The organism is Azospirillum aestuarii, assembly GCF_016632405.1.
In the GTDB taxonomy this organism is placed as follows: Bacteria; Pseudomonadota; Alphaproteobacteria; order Azospirillales; family Azospirillaceae; genus Azospirillum; species Azospirillum aestuarii.
Window position 1 is genome coordinate 120,825 of record NZ_JAEPIV010000001.1, and the last position, 17,611, is coordinate 138,435.

Sequence of the window (17,611 nt, forward strand, 5' to 3'; positions counted from 1 at the left end):
CATCAGATCTGCCCCAGGGTCTTGATCCGCGCCTTGGGGTGGATCTCGTTCTGCGACATCACCACGGTGGCCGGCCGGAACCGCTCGACGATCGAGCGGACGAAGGGACGGATCAGCGGGCTGGTCAACAGGACGGGGGTCTCGCCCATCATGGCGTGTCGCTCGAAGGTTTGGCGGACCGAAGTGATGAATTGCTGAAGCCGGCTCGGCGCCATCGTCAGTTGCCGGTCGTCGCCGTCGCCCACCAGCGATTCCGCGAACGCCTGCTCCCACTCGGGGGACAGGGTGACGAGCGGGATGACTCCCATCTCGTTGATGTTCGCGTCGCAGATCTGCCGCGCCAGGCGCGTGCGCACATGCTCGGTGATCTGCGTGATGCTGCGGGTTTGGCTTGCCGCTTCGGACACGCCCTCCAGAATGGTGGCAAGATCGCGTACCGAAACCCGTTCTGCAAGCAGGTTCTGCAACACCCGTTGCAATCCGCCCACAGTGATCTGCGCCGGCACCACGTCGGCGATCAGCTTCTGGTGTTCCTTGTCCAGCTCGTCCAGCAGCTTCTGCGTCTCGGTGAAGGACAGCAGCTCGGGCATGTTGTCCTTGATCAGTTCGGTCAGATGCGTGGTGATGACCGTGGACGGGTCGACCACCGTGTAGCCCTTGAACAGCGCCTCCTCGCGGTAGCCCGGCTCGATCCAGATGGCCGGCAGGCCAAAGGTCGGCTCCACCGTCTGCTCGCCGGGCAGGCTCATCGCCTCGCCGCGCGGGTCCATGACCAGCAGCATGTTCGGGCGGATGTCGCCGCGCCCCGCCTCGATCTCCTTGACGCGGATGATGTAGGAGTTGGGCGGAAGCTGGAGATTGTCCTGGATGCGCACCGCCGGCATGACGAACCCGACCTCGCCGGCGATCTGGCGGCGCAGCCCCTTGATCTGGTCGGTCAGCCGATGGCTGCCCGCCTGCGGCTGGTTGATCAGCGACAGCAGGCCGTAGCCCAGCTCCAGCCGGATCAGGTCGATGGCCAGCGCCGTGGCGATCGGCTCGTCGGCCACCGGGGCGGCCCCGCCGCCCGGTCCGCCCATGCCCGCGGCCTCCGCGGCGGCGGCCTCCGCCTCTTCCGCCTCCTTCTTGGCGCGCATCCTCGGCAGATACCAGGCGGCGGCGCCGACAATGGCGATCACCGGCAGGAAGGGCAGCACCGGCATGCCCGGCATCAGGGCCAGCAGGGTGATGGCGCCCGCCGACAGACCGAGAGCGCTGATGTGGTTGGTGAGCTGCCCGACGACGGCCTTGTCGGTGGAGCCGCCGGTGCCGGCCTTCGACACCAGGAAGCCGGCGGAGATGGAGATGACCAGCGCCGGGATCTGCGAGACGAGGCCATCGCCGATGGTCAGCTTGGTGAAGGTGTCCAGCGCCTGCAGGATCGGCATGTCGTAGCGCAGGACCGCCAGGGACACGCCGCCGATGATGTTGATGAACATGATCATCAGGCCGGCGACGGCGTCGCCCTTCACGAACTTCGATGCACCGTCCATGGAGCCGAAGAAGGCGCTTTCGTCCTCCAGCTCCTTGCGCTTGGCGCGGGCGGTGGTCTCGTCGATCATGCCGGCGGACAGGTCGGCGTCGATGGCCATCTGCTTGCCGGGCATGGCGTCCAGGGTGAAGCGCGCCGCCACTTCGGCGATGCGGCCCGAGCCGGCGGTGATGACCTTGAAGTTCACGATCGTCAGGATCGCGTAGACGATCACGCCGATGATGAAGTCGCCGCCCATGACGAAGCCGGCGAAGGCCTCGATGACATGACCCGCTGCGGACGTCCCCTCATGCCCCTGGGTCAGGATCAGGCGGGTGGACGCCATGTTCAGCGACAGGCGCAGCAGCGTCGTGATCAGCAGGATCGTCGGGTAGGACGACAGCTCCAGCGGCTTTTCGATGAACAGCACCACCATCAGGATCAGGATCGAGATGGTGACGTTCAGCCCGAGCATCATGTCGAGCAGCATCGGCGGCAGCGGCAGAATCAAGCCGACGACGATCAGCATGATGCCGGCCGCCATGATGAGGTCGCCGCGCTTCAGCGCGCCCTTGGCGACGGCCACCATGTCGGTCAGCGCGGACATGTTGCCGCCGCCTGCTCGCGCTCCGGGATTGTGTTCGGTCAGTGCCATGCCGCCGCTCCTCCGCCTTTCCTCCGATCAGCGGATCAATAGGCCGCCCGTTCCTCGCTGCCCGGCGGCGGCACCGGCACCCCCTCCTCGCTGTACTGCTTCAGCTTGTTGCGCAGCGTGCGGATCGAAATGCCCAGGATGTTCGCCGCGTGGGTGCGGTTGCCCAGGCAATGCGACAGCGTGCCGATGATCAGGTCTCGTTCGACCTCCGCCACCGTGCGCCCGACGAGGCCCTGGACGGCGGGGGCGCCGGACGCCGCTCCGGCGTTGCCATAGGACGCCGCTCCGGCGTTGCCGTAGGCCGCGGCCCCCGCGGCGTGGCCCTGCGGCGGCGCGTAGGATGTGGGATAGCCGGGAGCCGGTTGCCCATAGCCGCGCGGCGCTTGCGGCACCGTGCCGCCCGGCCCGGCGAAGGGGTTGGCGACCGGCGAGTTGGTTGGGATCGACGCCTGCGCCGAGCCTTCCGGGGCGAGCAACTGGCTGGTCAGCATGATCGCGTCCGGCCCGACCGTCTCCGACTTGGAGAGCAGGACGGCGCGGTGCATGGTGTTTTCCAGCTCGCGCACGTTGCCGCGCCAGTGATGGGCACGCAGCATCAGCAGCGCGTCGTCCGACAGCCGCTTCTCGCCCAGACCGTTGGCCTGCGCGTATTTCTTGAGGAAATGGTCGGCGATCATCGGGATGTCGGCCGGCCGTTCGCGCAGGGACGGAATGGCGACGCTGAAAACGTTCAGGCGGAAATACAGGTCCTCGCGGAAATTGCCGGCGCGGACCTCGTTTTCCAGGTTGCGGTTGGAGGTGGCGATCAGGCGGACGTTGATCTTCACCGGCTGGGACGAGCCGATGCGGTCGATCTCCCTCTCCTGGATGGCGCGCAGCAGCTTGGCCTGGAGCCGCGGGTGCATCTCCGACAGCTCGTCCAGCAGCAGGGTGCCGCCGTTGGCCTCCTCGAAGCGGCCCAGCCGGCGGGCGACGGCGCCGGTGAAGGCGCCCTTCTCATGGCCGAACAGCTCCGATTCCAGAAGGTTTTCCGGGATGGCCGCGCAATTCACTGCGACGAAGGGCGCGTCGGAGCGACGGCTCTTGCGGTGGATGTAGCGGGCCATCAGCTCCTTGCCGGTGCCGCTCTCGCCGGTGATCAGGACCGAGGCGTCGCTGGGCGCCACCTGATCCGCCAGGCGCAGGGTCGCCAGCATGGCCGGGTCTTGGCAGACGATGGCGTGGCTCTCCTCCGCCACCGCTTCCAGCACGGCGGCGATCAGCTCCGCGTCGGGGGGCAGGGGGATGTATTCCTTGGCACCCGCGCGGATCGCCTTCACCGCCGCCGCCGCGTCGGTGCCGATGCCGCAGGCCACCACCGGGATGGTGATCCGTTCCGCCTTCAGGCTTTCGATGAAGGTCGCGATGTCGAGTTTGACGTCGATCATCACGAGGTCCGCCCCCGCCGCCGCGCGCAGGGCGTTCAGGGCGCCCTCGATGCTGTCGGTGTGGGACACCTTCGCCCCGCGCTGCATGGCGATCTTGCCAGCGGCGGTGATGTACCCTTCCAACGTTCCAACGATCAGCAGACGCATCTTACGCTCCCCTCGGAGAACCCCGGTCGGAGTCCCGGTCGAAGTACTGAATCCGCTTTCCAGGCGGAAGAACGGCGTTCAGGAGCATCTCCAGACGCCGCGGATTTTCCTGACGCGCGATGGATACCGCGCCGATGGTGTAGAGAGTCTTGACGAGCGCGTCTTCCTCCGCCGTCCGCTCCACCTTGGCGGCCAGCGGGGCGAGCGCGACGTTGCCGAGCACCGCCCCGTAGAAGGTGGTCAGCAGGGCCAGGGCCATGGCCGGGCCGATGCTCGACGGGTCGTTCAGGCTGCCCAGCATCTGGACGAGGCCGACCAGCGTGCCGATCAGACCCATGGCCGGCGCCACCTCCGACGCGCGGCGCAGCACGCCGGCGCTCTTGACCTTGCCGGCGCCCGACGCCTCGACCTCGCCGATCAGCATCCGCTCGATGTCGTCGGGCGGCAGCCCCTCGGCCACCAGCGTGACCGAGCGGTGCAGGAAGGACTCGTGCTTCAACTCCGGCAGGACGTTGCGCAGCGTTTCCGGCGCGCGGCGCGCCGCCTCGGCCAGCAGCAGCACCTGCCGGGCCACGCCGCGCGGGTCGCTGGTGCGGTGGATCAGCACCGCCCCGGCGTCGCGCCACGCAATGGCCACGTCGGGCAGCGAGAAGGAGGCGGTGGTGACCGCCAGCGTGCCGCCCAGCACGATGATCAGCGACGGCGGATCGACGAAGGCGCGCAAACTGCCGCCCGACGCCATGGCGACGAAGATGACCACGGCGGCGGCGGCCAGGCCGACCAGTGTCGCCATGTCCAGCCCGCCGCGCGGCCGGGCGGAACGCCCACCCCGGCGGGACGATTCGGCGCTGTCTCGTGTGAGGCTCATCCGCGGTCCGACTTGATGATTTCGGTCATGGTGATGCCCAGCCGGTCTTCCACCACCACGACTTCGCCGCGGGCGACCAGACGGTTGTTCACGTAAATGTCGATGGCCTCGCCGACCTTGCGGTCCAGTTCCACCACCGCGCCGCGCCCGAGCTTGAGCAACTGGCTGACCTGCATGGTCGATTTGCCGAGCACGGCGGAGATCTGGACGGGGATGTCGTAGACCGCTTCCAGATCCTTGGCCGGACCCAGGCCGGTCTCATACTCCGCAATGTCGCTGCGGCCGCCGCCGTCCAACTCGTCGAGGGAGAAGCTGTCCTTGGCCATCGAAGTCTCCAGAAGCCCTTGGAACCTTTAAAAAATCCTGTCCGCTGTCCAACCCGCAGGGGTGTCAGCCCGGCGGCGCCTCCAGCAGGCCGGCCATCCGCCGTTCGATCTGGGCGAGCAGGCCGGCGGTGTCGCGCTCCACCCCGCCTTCCGCCCATTCGATCCGGCAGCTTCCCGGCGCGAGGCCGGAATCGTCCACCACCATCAGCTTCGCGCCGAAGCCGCGGGCCGCGATCACCTGATCCAGATGCTCGCGCACGGCGTCCACCATGCCGTCGGTGACGCGCACCACCAGACGCGGCTCGTCGATCAGGTCGGTCAGGCAGGCGCGCACCAGCCCCTCCACCTCCATCAGCCCGCCGCGCCGCGCCAGTTCGGGCATCAGCTTGCGCACGATGGCCATCGCGATGTGCACGGGCTGGTCGGCCCGCTGGGCGCTGGTGGCGTAATGCTCGTTCAGCAGATGCTGCACGCCGTTGCCGACGGTTTCCAGCGCGTTGGCGATCCGCGCCTGCACCGTCGCCTCGATCTCTACGCGGGCCTGTTCGTAGCCGTCCTTGCGGCCGGCGTTGTTGCCGTCCACGAAGCCCTTGCCGTAGCCCGTCGACTTGCCGGCGGTCTCGCCCTCCGCGAAGCCGGCGGCGCGGGCGGCGGCCAGATCGGCCTCGCCGAACACCGGCGGCGGCGGCTCGGGCGGCAGCTCCGGCTCCGGTTCGGGCTCCGGCTCCGGCAGGGGGATGTTGTCGAAATAGTCGTCGTCGGCCTGGAGTTGCCGGCGCGGCGGCGCGTCCACGTCGAAGGACTCGTCGAACAGGAATTTGCGGACCGAACTCATCGCGTCAGCTCTCCTGATACAGCCAGTTGCGCAGGATCGACACCGCTTCCTCCGGATGCTTCTCCACGATCTCGCCCACCTTGCGCAGCGAGGAGGCGCGGACGCGGCCTTCGACGCGGTTGATGTCGATCATCTGCTCCAGCTCCTCGTCGGCCTGGGCGGCTTCCAGGGCGAGATCCTGGGCCAGCGCGCCGGTCGGCGCGGCCAGGGCGGCGGGCATGCCGCTCTGGTCGGCCAGCAGGCGGTCCATGTCGTCCTCCTCCTGCTGGTCGGCCTTCTCGAAGGCGCGGGTGATCAGCGGGCGGATGACCAGCAGGATGATGAGGACGGCGACGATGCCCAGCACGACCATCTCCGCGATGCGGAACAGGTCGTCCTTGGTCATGCCGAGGAACAGCTCCTCCGGCTTCTGGACGTCGTCTTCCGGCGACCAGAAGCGCATGTTGATGACTTCCAGCGTGTCGCCGCGCACGGCGTCGAGGCCGACGGCGGAGCGGACAAGCGCCTTGATGCTTTCCAGCTCCTGCTCCGGCCGCGGCTGGTAGGCTGCCGGGTTGCCGTCCTTGGGCAGGCTGTAGGTGCCGTCGACCAGCACGGCGACCGACAGGCGGCGGACCTGCCCGGATTCGCGGACGTGGTTCTTGGTGGTCCGGCTGATTTCGTAGTTGATCGTCTCTTCGCTGCGGTTCTGCTTGTTCTGGGAGATCGGCCCGGCGCTGTTGCCCGACTGCGCGGTCGGCAGGTTCTGGTCCACGGTGACCGGCGACAGCGGGTCGCGGTCTTGGCTCTCATTCGCCTCCGTCACCGTCTGGGTGGAGCGGACGACCTGGCTTTCCGGATCGAAGATTTCCGACTGGGTGGTGATGCGGTCGAAGTCGAGATCGGCCGAAACCTCCGCCCGCACCTTGCCGTAGCCGACGGTGCGGCCCAGCAGATCCTCGATGATGCGGGCGACGCGGCTCTCGTAGGCGACCTTCTTCTCCTCCGCCGAGGCGAGCATGGCGTCCGCGCTGTCGTTGCCGGTGCCGCGGGCGAGCAGGGTGCCCTTGTCGTCGACGATGGAGATGCGGCTGGGGTCGAGGTTCGGCACCGAGGCGGCGATCAGGTGCTGGATCGCCTGGATGTTCTCGCGCGACAGCTGGGCGCCGGGGCGCAACTTTATGAAGATGCTGGCCGTCGCCGGGTTCTGCTGGCGGGCGAACAGCTCGCGCTTGGGCAGCACCAGATGGACGCGGGCGCTCTGCACCCCGTTCAGCGTCTGCACCGTGCGGGCCATCTCGCCTTCCAGGGCGCGCAGGTGGTTGATGTTCTGCATGAAGCTGGTGGCGCCGAAGCCTTCGCCCTTGTCGAACAGCTCGTAGCCGATGGAGCCGCCCGACGGCAGGCCGGCGGCGGCCATCCGCATGCGAGTCGGCCCCACCTGCTCGGCGGAGACCATGATCTTCGTGCCGGTCTTGTCCACGGTGAAGGGGACCTTCGCCTCCTCCAGCTTCTTGGCGATGGCCGCGGCTTCGGTGGGCTGGAGTTCGGCGTAGAGAAGCTCCATCTCCGGGGTGGAGAGGCGCGTCATCAGATAGACGAAGAATCCGATCAGGAGCAGGCCGACGCCGCCGATGGCGGCCAGGCGCGCGGGACCCAGGTTGCGCAAGGTCTGCAGAAGGTTGTTCACGCGCCAGTCCCCGATCGGATGCCCCGGTGGATCTCCGGGAAGTTCTTGATTTCGCAGACGCAAAATATGGAATTTGCAAAAACCGCGCCGGTCCTTGTCTTAGGCGCGCATGCTGGGCTGTCTTGATGAAGAGAGCGTTAATTCATGGGCAGAAATTGCCCAGTGCCCGGCAAAATGTGCCTATCGATGCGCGCCTGCCACGCTCTTCTGCCCATCTGTGCGCGAGGATGGAAGGAGTGATTCTCTGCGAAGGAGCGTTTTGCGGATTGTTGTTGGCGCGAGCAATTTAAAATTACCTCGAAAGAAGGAATAATGCGCGCGTGCATAACCCTTCTATTTCTGTGGTTTGCTGGGACGTAGGTAGTAAATGCTGCAACGGTGGTTGACTTTGCACCGCCGACGTCATAGCTGAGTTGCAATGGTCGCTGGTCCGATACCAAAAAGATCGTGGCACAAGCGCGTTGGAATCTTTCCAACGCAAAACCGAATGTTGCTTCGCGCAACATGGGGCTTTGCCACTTTTCCTGATGGGGGAATGTTGTGAAAAAACGTGGACGTGAGAAGAAGGAAGGCCTCAACGAGGTCGATGTCTTTGTTGGGCAGCGCCTGCGCGAACTGCGCATGCTCGCCGGCCTGAGTCAGAGCGACGTCGCGTCGGCTCTGGGGCTGACGTTCCAGCAGCTTCAGAAATACGAGCGCGGCTTCAATCGGGTTTCGGCCAGCCGGCTGTTCAAGCTGGCCCAGTTCTTCCGGGTGCCGGTGTCCGTATTTTTCGAGGGGCTGGAGGAACGCCACGCCGCACAGGCGGCGGGAATCGCCAGCCCGCAGACGGAGGAGTCGGAGGGCACTCTGCGGTCCCGCGAGGCGCTGATGCTCGCCCGTTACTTCCAGAACATCCGCGACCCGCAGATCCGCGGGGCGATCCGCGAGTTGGCGGAGCGCTGCGCCGACCAGACCGACGGCGTCGGCGGAGCGGCCCTCGACGAGGGTGCGGAGGTGATCGACCCGTCCGCCGTCCGCGGGCGCCGCGGGCGCAGCACCGGCCACAGCGTTGGGCAGGCGTGAGGAAGCGGGCGGCGCAGCCGTGGGGGCCCGGCCCCGCGCGGTTCACCCGCCCGGTTTCGTGGGAAGGACCGGCCCCGGCTTCATTGCTGGGCCGCGTCGGTTCGCGCCGCCTTGCCGCCTCGGCCCCCCGTGAGGCGGTCGGGCGCGCGCGCTGTTGATTGGAAGCTGTTGATTCGAATGGGTTCGCGTCGGCCGTTAACGTCGGCGCTCGATGACGGAACCCAAGGCGAGCGGGCGGGGACTTTGCTGAAGCCCATCGTGTCCGGCCGGTCCCGCAAACTCCCCGGTGGCCGTCGCATTCGCCTGCAGCATGAAGCCGCGCAAGCCCCCCGGTCGGGAAACTTCCGCCGTGGCGCTGGACGAACGGCCGCAATCCGTCGATAAGGCAGGCCGGAACAAGGCTGTTGCGACGACCGCCGGAATCCGCCCGTGCGATCCGCGATCCGTGACGGGTGGCGCCGTCTCGGTCTGGCCGGTCACCAACCAGTCACCACGGACCTCACCAAACCACACCGACGGTGTTCGATGCAAAATTCCGGAGAACCGAAGACAGGCTTCCTTGGTCGGCGGGAGCTTGACCTCCCGGTAACCATTTTCGAGGTGATGTCCCGTCTGTCGGACGAGCACAAGGCGATCAATCTCGGTCAGGGCTTTCCCGATGAGCGCGGCCCCGCCGACGTGCTGGACGTGGCGGCAAGGGCCATCCTCGAAGGGTGGAACCAATACCCGCCGATGATGGGGACGCCGGACCTGCGGCAGGCGCTGGCCGCCCACGGCAAGCGGTTCTACGGGCTGGACATCGATTGGAGGACCGAGGTGCTGGTGACCTCCGGCGCCACGGAGGCGCTGACCGCCAGCCTGCTCGGCCTCATCGAGCCGGGTGACGAGGTGGTGCTGTTCCAGCCCATGTATGACAGCTACCTGCCGATCGTCCGGCTGGCCGGCGGCGTGCCGCGCTTCGTCAGCCTGAAGGCCCCGGACTGGAGCTTCACACGGGCGGACCTGGAGGCGGCCTTCTCGCCGAAGACCAAGCTGGTCCTCATCAACGACCCGCTGAATCCCGCCGCCAAGGTCTTCACCCGAGCCGAACTGGAATTGCTGGCGGAGTTCGTCCAGCGATTCGACGCCTTCGCCGTCTGCGACGAGGTGTACGAGCACATCGTCTTCGATGGACGTCAGCACATTCCGCTGATGACGCTGCCCGGCATGCGCGACCGCTGCCTGAAGATCGGTTCCGCGGGCAAGACCTTCTCGCTGACCGGCTGGAAGGTCGGCTACGTCACCGGCGCGCCGCACCTTCTCCAGCCCGTCGCCAAGGCGCACCAGTACATCACCTTCACCACGCCGCCCAACCTCCAGGCGGCGGTCGCCTATGGGCTGGGCAAGGACGACGCCTATTTTGCCGGGTTGGCCGGCGGGCTCCAGGCCAAGCGCGACCGGCTGGCCGATGGGCTGCGTGCCGTGGGGTTCGAGGTGCTGCCGTCCGCCGGCACCTATTTCGTGGTCGCCGACGTGTCGCCCTTCGGCTTCGACGGGAAAGACGAGGATTTCTGCCGCCGCCTGACCGTCGAGGCCGGGGTGACGGCCATCCCCGTCGGAGCCTTCTTCGTCCAGGATGCGCCGCGGAGCTTCATCCGCTTCTGCTTCTCCAAGAGGGACGAGATCCTCGACGGCGCGGTTGAGCGACTTGGATCGTATTTCTCGCGGAAATGACATGAGGGCGTCCGCCGTCAACGCGGGATGGAGAGGCTTGCCGGAACCTTCGACGGCGTGATAACCCTTGCAATATAGGGTCGATACCGGGCCGGAACGGATCAGCGTCCGGACCCGCCCCGGTGGACCGCCTGTGGAAAGGCCGGGATGCGTCTGCCGATCTCGTTCCGCTGGTGCGTGTTCGCCATCGCCGCCGTTGCGATCACGGTGGTCTGGGGCGCCTACGCGCAGGTGGTGCGCGAGCTGCTGGATACCCAGACGCGGGAAGCGGTGGCGAAGGCCGAGGTCATGGTCCGGGCCTTCGCCAAGAGCACCCACCGCGCGGTGCACGAGGTGGACATCACGCTGCGTTCCCTGTCGCTGGAATTCGGCGAGAGCGGGCTGCCCGGCATCCGCAACTTCCTCGACCAGACGCTCTACGATCCGACGCTGATCCATCACTTCACCGTGCTTGACGCCGACGGGACCGTGCTGTTGCGCAGCGAAGGGCCGGGCGGGCGGACGAACGAGCGGGACGAGACGGCCTTCGCCTTCCACCAGGGCACCGGCCGCGACCTGATGCACATCGGAACGCCCTTTCCCGGAACAACCGGCGGCGGCCCCCTGCTGCGCCTCAGCCGGCGGTTGACCGACGGGGATGGCGGCTTCGCGGGCATCGTGATCGCCAACATCGACCCCGACATCCTGGCGGAATTCTACCAGCAGGCCAATCTGGGGCCGCAGGGGGCGGTGACCCTGATCGGGATGGATACGATGATCCGCGCCCGCGGCGCCTCGCGCGGTGTCGAGGCGGTCGGCCTCGCCATCCCCCAGTCCCGTCTGTGGGGAGAGCTGGGCCGGTCGCTCGCCGGTGTCTACTGGCAGGAGTCGCAGACCGACGGCGTCCTGCGCGCCTTCGCCTATCGCGTGGTGGAGAGCTATCCGCTGGTCGCCACCGTCGGCGTCGCGCAGGTGGACATCGAGGCGGGGGTGGCCGACCTGCGCAACACGCTGTTCCTGCTGGCGGCGATCCTGACCGCATGCATCCTGCTGGTGACGCTGTTCCTTCTGGTGCAGCACCGCACCGCGGAGCGGCTGCGCGCCGCGCTGGCGCTGAACCGCAACTTCCTGGCCCGCGTCAGCCACGAGTTGCGCACGCCGCTGAACGCCATCCTCGGCTTTTCGGAGATCATCCGCGATCAGATGCTGGGGCCGCAGGCCGGCGGGCGTTACGCCGACTACGCCCGCGACATTCATGAATCGGGGCGGCACCTGCTGGGGTTGATCAACGACATCATGGATCTGTCGCGGCTCCAGGCGGGGACGCTGACCCTGCATCCGGAGGATCTCGACGTCGCCCCGGTCGTCGAGTGGGCGTTCCGCATGGTGGCGCCGCAGGCCGACGCCAAGGGCATCCGGTTGGACATGCATGTCGAGCCGGGGCACCACAGCGTCTCGGCGGACGAGCGCGCCCTGAAGCAAATGCTCCTGAACCTGCTGGCCAACGCCGTCACCTTCACGCCGGAGGGCGGGCGCATCCTGGTGACGGTCGGGGGCGGAGCGGACGGCGGATGCCGCGTGCGGGTGACGGACAATGGCATCGGCATGACGCCGGAACAGCTCCACCAAGCCGCGGAGCCCTTCGGTCAGCCCGCGGTGCACGTGGCGCTTCCGGGGCAGGGCGGTGGGCTGGGGCTGTCCATCGTCAAGTCCCTGATGGAGGCCCATGGCGGGCGCCTGCGCATTGACAGCCGGCCCGGCGAGGGCAGCCAGTTCACGCTGGAATTCGCCGCCTGATCCCCGCCCGCTCCGAACCCCGTCCACCTTGCGGGATTTTCCGGGCGGTGCCGCAAAGCCGTGGCGAAACCAGGGGCGCTTCGGCATACTCCGCGCCGGTTTGCCGAAAACGGCGTTTTCGCAGGCCCGACGTATTCGCATAGGCCCGCGCGCGCCGCGCCGGGCGGCTGGTCCAGGGAAGATCGAATGTTGCGTGCAGTGGCGCGTGTCTGTGCCGTCCTCGTCGCGTCCTCAACCCCCGTCATCGCCGCCGACGCGCCGCCCGAGCCGGTGCCCTTCGGCGTCTCCTCCGCCGAGGTGGTGGCGGAGCGCGACGTGCCGCAGGCCTGCTTCACCTTCACCGACCGGCTGGAGAAGTCGCGGGCGGTGAATTACCGCGATTATGTGGAGGTGACGCCCGCCGGCAATGGGGGGGGCGGTGGCGGGGCGGCCTTCGACGGGACCGCCGTCGCCCGCGACCGCACGCTCTGCGTCGAGGGGCTGAAGCACGGGCAGAGCTACCGCGTCACCCTGCGCGACGGCTTGCCGGGCAGCGACGGGAAGCGCCTGCCGAACCCCGACGCGCGCGACATCGAGGTGCCGAACCGCAAGCCGGCGCTGGCCTTCCGCGGGGCGGGCTACATCCTGCCGCGCATCGGTGCCGACGGGTTGCCGCTGCGCTCCATCAATCTCGACCGGGCGAAGCTCCAGGTGCTGCGGATCAACGACCGCAGCCTGGTCGAGAAGATCTATTTCGGCCGCATCGGCCAACAGATGTCCGACCACGAGGTCGGCGAGATCCTCGACCGCTCCGGCCAGGAGGTGTGGCGCGGCGAGATGGCGATCAGCAACAGCCGCAACCAGGCGGTGGTGACGCCCTTTCCGATCGACGCCGTCCTGGGCCGGCTGGAGCCCGGCGTCTACATCGCCGTGGCCAGCACCGAGGACATCAAGCCCGGCGGCTGGGACCACAAGGCGACCCAGTGGTTCGTCGTCTCCGGCCTCGGCCTGAACGCCATCACCGGCGAGGACGCGCTGGTCGTCTTTGCCCGCTCCGTGAAGGGCGCGACCCCGGAAGCCGGCGTGGAACTGCGCCTGCTCGCCCGCAACAACGAGGAACTCGGCAAGGCGCTGACCGGAGCGGACGGGCTGGCGCGATTCGACCTCGCCGCCCTGCGCGCCGCCGGGCGGGAACCGGTGCAGGCGCTGTTCGCCTACCGCGGGGCGGGGGACTTCGGCTTCCTCGACCTCGTGACGCCGACTCTGGCCAACACGCCTCCGGCGGGCGGGGCGCCGAACGCGGCGCCGGGTGGTGTCGCGGCGGTGGTCCCGGCGCGCCCGGTTCCCGGCCAGCCCGACGCCTTCCTCTACACCGAGCGCGGCATCTACCGCCCCGGCGAGACGGTCCATCTGGCGATGCTGCTGCGCGACGCCGACGCCAAGCCGGTCACCGGCCGTCCCGTCACGCTGAAGATCCAACGCCCGGACGGCTTCGAGGTGGACCGCCGCCCGCTCGCCGAATCCGGCGGCGGCAGCTTCGCCGCCCGTGTCGAGATCCCGGCCAACGCCATGACCGGCACCTGGGCCGTCACCGCCCACGGCGAGCCGGAGGCCGGCGCGCAATCAAGCACGACGGGGCCGAACACGATGGGTCCGGTGCTGGGCCGCGCCGAGTTCCTGGTCGAGGACTTCGTGCCGCCGCGGCTTGAGGTCGCCCTGACCGCCGAGGCGGCGGAGCTTCCGGCGGACGGCAAGACGACCCTGACCGTCGACGGGCATTTCCTCTACGGCGCCCCGGCGACGGGCCTGCCGGGCGAGCTGGCGGTGACGCTGCGCGCCGCGGGCAATCCCTACCCGAACCTGCCCGGCTACCGCTTCGGCCTTGCCCAGGAAGAGGTGAAGCCGCTGCGGGCGGACATGCCGGGCTTCACCACCAACCGCAACGGGCAGGCCAAGGCCGACCTCGCGCTGCCCAAGGTGCCGGAGAGCACCAAGCCGCTGGAAGCGGTCGTCCGCGCCACCCTGCTCGACATCGGGGGCCGCTCGGTCAGCCGCGATCTGGTCCTGCCGGTGCGCCACCAGCCCTATGCCATCGGCATCCGCCCGCGCTTCGAGGGCGACGGGGTGCCGGAGGGCGCCACCGCCGGCTTCGACGTGGTGGCGGTCGGGCCGGACGGCCAGCCGATGGACAAGGAGGATCTCTCCTACGAGCTGTTCGAGGAGGAGTACGACTACGCCTGGTTCGAGGCCAATGGGCGCTGGGACTACAAGGTCACGGTGCGCGACCAGCGGGTGACCGGCGGCACGCTCGCCGCCCAGGCGGCCAAGCCGGGTTCCGTGGAAGCCCCGGTGACCGCCGGGCGCTACCGGCTGGAGGTCTTCGACCCCAAGACCGGCGTGGCGAGCAGCCTGCGCTTCGCCGCCGGCTGGTGGATGACCCCGACCGCCGGCGAACGTCCCGACCAAGTCGACGTCACCGTCATGCTGCCCGCCTACAAGGGCGGCGAGACGGCCTGGATCTACATCAAGCCGCCCTACGACAGCGAGGTGCTGATCGCCGTCGCCGACCGCAAGATCCGTCACGCCTCCACCCGACGCATCGGACCGGAGGGCGCCTTCCTGGAAATCCCCGTCGATCCGACCTGGACCGGCGGCGTCTATGTGCTGGCGACCGCCTTCGGCGCGCCGGACGCCGCGGGCGGCCCGTCGAAGGGCGTGGCGCGCCGCGCCGTCGGCCTGTCCTGGCTGGCGGTGGACGGGGACGAGCGGGCGCTGGACGTGCGCGTCGCCGCCCCGGCGCAGACCGAGCCCCGCCGCGCCGTCACCGCGGAGGTGGTGGTGGCGGGCGCGCCGGAAGGCCAGCCCGCCTATGTGACGGTGGCCGCGGTGGACGACGCCGTGCTCCAGCTCACCGACCAGCATTCGCCGAATCCCATCGACCACTATCTGGGCAAGCGCCGCTTGGGCGTGGAGCTGCGCGATTCCTTCGGGCGGCTGATCGACCCGGCGGTCCTGGATGCCACCCGCACGCGCCCCGGCGCCGCTCCGCGGCTGCGTCAGGTCGGCGTCACCGTCCCGCAGAAGTCGGAACGCGTCGTCTCCCTGTTCTCCGGCGTGCTGACCGTGGGGCCGGAGGGCAAGGTAGTGGTGCCGCTGGACATCCCCGACTTCCAGGGCCGGCTGCGCCTGATGGCCGTGGCCTGGAGCGGGGACAAGCTGGGCCGCTCCGAATCCTCCATGCTGGTCGCCGATCCGGTGCTGGCCGACCTGGGCCTGCCGCGCTTCCTGGCGCCGGGGGACCGGGCGGTGGTTCCGATGACGCTCGACAACGTCGGCGGGCCGGCGGGCGCCTACAGCGTCTCGCTGATCGCCAGCGGCGCCGTGTCGCTCAGCGAGGGGACCATCGCCGTGCCCGAGCTGGGCCGGGGCAAGCGGGCCACCGCCGGGCGGGTGCTGACCGCCAACGGCGTCGGCACGGGGCACATCGCGCTGGACGTGACCGGGCCGGACGGCCTGCGCATCACGCGCCAGTGGGAGATCCCGGTGCGCCCGGCTTCGCCGCTGGTCACCCGCCGCACCGCCTCCATGCTGGCTCCGGAGCGCAGCGTCGAGCTTCCCGCCGACCTGCTGAACGGCCTGCGCCCGGAGACCGCGACGGCGGCCCTGTCGCTCGGCAACCTGCCGGACCTCGACCTGCCCGGCCTGCTGACCGCGCTGGAGCGCGGCGGCCCCGGCGGGCTGGAGATGACGGCCAGCCGCGCGCTGCCCCTGCTGTCGCTGGGCGACGAGGCGGTCGCGCTGGGCGTCGCCTCGGACGAGCGGGTGAAGGCGCGGGTGCAGCGGTCGGTGGACCGCGTGCTGACCTTCCAGCGGATGGACGGCGCCTTCGCCGCCTGGTCGCCGAAGGGAGAGGCCGATTCCTGGCTGACCGCCTACGCGCTGGACTTCCTCGGCCGAGCCAAGGCCGCCGGCTACCGCGTGCCGGAAGGACCTTACCGCAAGGGGCTGGACGGGCTGCGCGGGGCGCTCGACAACGCCTGGGTGGAGGCCGACGAGCAGCCGGCCCGCGCCTATGCGCTCTATGTGCTGGCCCGCGCCAAGATGGTCGATGCCGGCGCGGTCCGCTACTTCCAGGAAACCTTCTGGGACAAGCTGCAGACCGACTTCGCCCGCGCCCAGGTCGCCACGGCCATCGCCGCTTTGGGCGACAAGGACCGCGCGGCGGAAGCCTTCGGGCGGCTGTCCGGCGCCCGCGTCGTGTCGGCCAGCCTGCGCGACTACGGCTCGTCGCTGCGCGACGAGGCCGGCGTGGTGGCGCTGATGGCCGAAAGCGGCGTGGTCGAGCGCGATCGTCTGACCCAGGCGACCGAGCGCCTGTCCAAGACCTACGCCGCCGTCCGCACGACCGGCGTGCAGGAGCAGGCGTGGCTTCTCCAGGCCGTCAGGGCGCTGATCGACCGGGCGCCGCCGATGAAGATCGCCCGGAAGGATCAGCAGGGGAACGATCAGGTCACCGAAGGCGCCAAGCCGCTGTTCCAGCGGATCGATCCGGCGGCCCCGCCGGCCATCCGCAACGCCGGGGGCGAACCGCTGCGCCAGATCCTGTCGGTGTCCGGCATCGCCGACGCGGCGCCGGGCGCGGAGGAGCAGGGCATGACCGTCACCCGCAGCCTGTTCGACATGACCGGGCGGCCCGCCGATCCGGGCGCCGTCCGCCCGAACGACCGGCTGGTGGTGATCCTGGAGGGCAGCGCCGCCGATCCGGTGGACCGGCAGGTTCTGGTGTCCGATCCGCTGCCCGCCGGCTTCGAGATCGAGGCCGCCCGCTTCGCCGGGGGTGGGGCGCCGCTGGGCGACCTGTCCTGGCTGGGCGAGCTGACCACGCCGCGCGCCGTCGATTACCGCGACGACCGTTTCGTCGCCGCGCTTGACATGACGAAGCAGGCGCCGCGCTTCCGGCTGGTCTATCTGGTGCGCGCGGTGACGCCCGGCGACTACGCCCAGCCCGGCGCCGTGGTCGAGGATCTCTACCGCCCGCACCAGTCGGCCCGCACCGCCGCGTCGCGCCTGCGCGTCCTGCCGGAGTAAGCGGACCGAACGGAAAAGCCCCATCGTCCGCCGCGCGCGGGCGGTGGGGCTTTTGCCTTTTCCGGACTGGCTTTTCCGGCCCGCGCCGGTGTCAGACGATCGTCTTGTGGTCGTCGTCGCGCTGCCGGGTGATGAGCATCAGGATGGCCACCACGACCGCGCAGAAGGCGGTCAGCGCCACATAGAACAGCAACGCGACCCCGACCGTCATAGTGCCGATCAGCACCATGGCGAGTATCCAGACGCCCAGCGAAACGATGGCGCGCGACGACATCGGCTGTCCCAACCCTGTTTGCCGTGACTCCGGTTTGTCCTGCCCTGTGACCGGCCGTTGCGTCCGGCCATTCATGGCCCGGGTTCGCCGGCGGCTTGTTGTTGAATGACCCGAGCCTGCCATAGCTGGGGAGGCCCATCGCCCGTGGCATGCTGTCACAGCGCGCCCGCGCCGCACCCCGATGGGCACCGGGAGGGCACCGGAATGGGAGCGGGTTGCCCGCTTGACAGCAAATGGCAAGCGCCTTACCTTTACGTAAACGTCAACCCGTGACGATAA

At 69.1% G+C, this 17,611-nt stretch carries 11 protein-coding genes; 4 read left to right on the top strand and 7 right to left on the bottom strand.

The window, feature by feature from the left end; all coding sequences use genetic code 11:
- Window positions 1-2: 2 nt before the first annotated feature.
- The 6 genes from flhA to fliF form a co-directional block, all read right to left on the bottom strand.
- Window positions 3-2,165, bottom strand: coding sequence for a flagellar biosynthesis protein FlhA (flhA, locus tag JJL56_RS00585; RefSeq protein WP_200483805.1), 2,163 nt, complete (start codon window positions 2,163-2,165; stop codon window positions 3-5).
- 35 nt (window positions 2,166-2,200) lie between these two features.
- Entirely contained in the window at window positions 2,201-3,739 is a 1,539-nt protein-coding gene (locus JJL56_RS00590; RefSeq protein WP_200483806.1) for a sigma-54-dependent transcriptional regulator, read from the bottom strand.
- A gap of 1 nt (window position 3,740) precedes the next feature.
- Window positions 3,741-4,607, bottom strand: a complete 867-nt coding sequence (locus JJL56_RS00595; RefSeq protein WP_145627189.1) for a motility protein A — start codon at window positions 4,605-4,607, stop codon at window positions 3,741-3,743.
- On the bottom strand, window positions 4,604-4,933 hold the full coding sequence (fliN, locus tag JJL56_RS00600) for a flagellar motor switch protein FliN (RefSeq protein WP_014198330.1): 330 nt from the start codon (window positions 4,931-4,933) through the stop codon (window positions 4,604-4,606). The genes JJL56_RS00595 and fliN overlap by 4 nt, the downstream gene beginning before the upstream one ends.
- A gap of 64 nt (window positions 4,934-4,997) precedes the next feature.
- Window positions 4,998-5,768 carry a FliH/SctL family protein gene (locus tag JJL56_RS00605; RefSeq protein ID WP_200483807.1) on the bottom strand — a complete coding sequence of 257 codons (771 nt, stop codon included), beginning with the start codon at window positions 5,766-5,768 and terminating at the stop codon, window positions 4,998-5,000.
- 4 nt (window positions 5,769-5,772) lie between these two features.
- Window positions 5,773-7,437: a flagellar basal-body MS-ring/collar protein FliF gene (gene fliF, locus JJL56_RS00610; protein ID WP_145627185.1), complete on the bottom strand. Its 1,665-nt coding sequence runs from the start codon at window positions 7,435-7,437 to the stop codon at window positions 5,773-5,775.
- Window positions 7,438-7,977: 540 nt separating this feature from the next.
- Here fliF and JJL56_RS00615 point away from each other — a divergent pair.
- From JJL56_RS00615 to JJL56_RS00630, 4 genes are all read left to right on the top strand, one after another.
- Entirely contained in the window at window positions 7,978-8,502 is a 525-nt protein-coding gene (locus JJL56_RS00615) for a helix-turn-helix domain-containing protein (protein WP_145627183.1), read from the top strand.
- Between the two features lie 525 nt (window positions 8,503-9,027).
- Window positions 9,028-10,215 (top strand): aminotransferase, encoded by a 1,188-nt coding sequence (locus JJL56_RS00620; RefSeq protein WP_200483808.1) that lies wholly within the window; start codon window positions 9,028-9,030, stop codon window positions 10,213-10,215.
- Between the two features lie 147 nt (window positions 10,216-10,362).
- Window positions 10,363-11,991, top strand: coding sequence for a sensor histidine kinase (locus JJL56_RS00625; protein WP_200483809.1), 1,629 nt, complete (start codon window positions 10,363-10,365; stop codon window positions 11,989-11,991).
- Between the two features lie 186 nt (window positions 11,992-12,177).
- Window positions 12,178-17,058, top strand: coding sequence for an alpha-2-macroglobulin family protein (locus JJL56_RS00630; protein ID WP_200483810.1), 4,881 nt, complete (start codon window positions 12,178-12,180; stop codon window positions 17,056-17,058).
- A gap of 91 nt (window positions 17,059-17,149) precedes the next feature.
- On the opposite strand, the gene JJL56_RS00635 is transcribed toward JJL56_RS00630, so the two are convergent.
- The gene (locus JJL56_RS00635) at window positions 17,150-17,332 is read right to left on the bottom strand and encodes a hypothetical protein (RefSeq protein ID WP_145627176.1); all 183 of its coding nucleotides are present in this window, start codon (window positions 17,330-17,332) and stop codon (window positions 17,150-17,152) included.
- Between the last annotated feature and the right edge of the window lie 279 nt (window positions 17,333-17,611).